At 53.7% G+C, this 1,789-nt stretch carries 1 protein-coding gene; it reads left to right on the top strand.

The genetic code is table 11. The features are described 5' to 3' along the window. Positions 1 to 1,608 (top strand): arginine--tRNA ligase (argS, locus tag KDK14_RS20470; protein WP_257267087.1); only part of this gene is annotated, 1,608 nt, incomplete at its 5' end. Positions 1,609 to 1,789 lie beyond the last annotated feature (181 nt).

Raw genomic sequence — 1,789 nt, 5'->3', positions numbered from 1 at the left:
GCTGCGGCCAAAAAAATGGGCATAAATCCAAGGGAACTGGCGCAAAAAGTAGTCGATAACCTTGACCTTGAGGGCATTGCCAGCAAGGTTGACATTGCCGGGCCGGGTTTTATTAACATTCATCTCGCCCCCCAATGGCTGGCCAGCACGCTTCAGTCTGCCATCAACGATCCCCGGGCTGGTGTTGCACCAACCGACAACAGGCAAACAGTTGTCGTTGATTACTCCGCACCGAACGTTGCCAAGGAGATGCACGTTGGCCACCTGCGATCCACCATTATTGGCGATGCAACGGTAAAAACCCTTGAGTTTCTCGGACATAAGGTGATCCGCCAGAACCATCTGGGTGACTGGGGCACTCAATTCGGCATGCTGATAGCCCATCTGGAAGAGCTGGAACAAGAGAGCCAGGAAGTCATGACCATGGAACTTTCTGACCTGGAAACGTTCTATCGCGAAGCCAAGAAACGGTTTGATGACAACCCCGACTTCGCCAGTCGCGCCAGAAGCTACGTCGTCCGCCTTCAGGCCGGTGATGAACACTGCCTGAAACTGTGGAAAAAACTGGTGGATATCACCCTGTTACACAACCAGGATGCCTACGACCGCCTGAATGTCTCATTGACCGCTGCTGATGTGATGGGTGAAAGCGCCTATAACGACACTCTGCCAGTGATCATCCAGCAGCTGGATGAAAAAGGCCTGTTAAGCGAAGACAACGGAGCCAGGGTTGTCTTTCTGGATGAGTTCAAAAACAAGGATGGCGAACCCATGGGGGTCATCGTCGAGAAGTCCGGCGGTGGTTTCCTCTACACCACCACCGACCTGGCAGCTATTCGGCACCGCTGCCACACCCTGAACGCTGATCGCATTCTTTATTACGTGGATGCCCGCCAGGGCCAGCATTTCGAGCAGGTATTCACCATTGCCCGCAAGGCAGGATTTGCCTCTGACCACGTGTCACTTGAGCACCACGCCTTTGGCATGATGCTGGGCAAAGATGGCAAACCGTTCAAAACCCGCGCTGGTACCACCATCAAACTGTCGGATTTTCTGGACGAGGCAGAAGAACGGGCAGCCGCCCTGATTGCCAGCAAATCCGGCGACCTGTCGGAAGAACAGAAGGTCAATGTGATCCGCTCTGTGGCCATTGGCTCGGTAAAATATGCCGACCTGTCCAAAAACCGGACCAGTGACTATATCTTTGACTGGGATAACATGCTGGCCTTTGAGGGCAATACTGCACCTTACCTGCTCTATGCCTACACCCGGATCAGGAGCATCTTCCGCAAGGCGGGCATCATCGAGTCCGACCTCACCGGTGACATCCTGATTGAGAACGATGCTGAACGGGAGCTGGCCCTGCTGCTGTGCCGCTTCAGTGAAACCATTGAATCCGTTGCCAGAGAAGGCCTGCCACATCACCTGTGCGCCTATTTGTACGACATCTCCGGTGCTTTTATGAAGTTCTATGAAGCTTGCCCGGTGAACAAGGAAGGCGTGGCTGACAAGCTGCGCAACAGCCGCTTGCAGATCTGCGCCCTGACCGCCAGAACCCTGAAGCTGGGTCTTGGCCTACTGGGGATTGAAACGGTTGAGAAGATGTAGTCATCGAACTGTCACATGATCGATGGCACCGAGTGAAGTACAGAGGGCATCTTTCAACTTCGCTCGGAATGGGGTGCAGCTAGCAGGACTTTTCAGGAGACTGTCCGAGAATAAACTGCCCTGCTGCGATAGATTAATTTGAAAACTCCTGCTTCTTCGTCAAATAGCCCCGCTATTCTCC

Origin of the sequence: Endozoicomonas sp. ONNA2, assembly GCF_024606365.1 — a bacterium.
Lineage (GTDB): Bacteria > Pseudomonadota > Gammaproteobacteria > Pseudomonadales > Endozoicomonadaceae > Endozoicomonas.
This window is presented reverse-complemented; position numbering and strand designations above follow the sequence as displayed.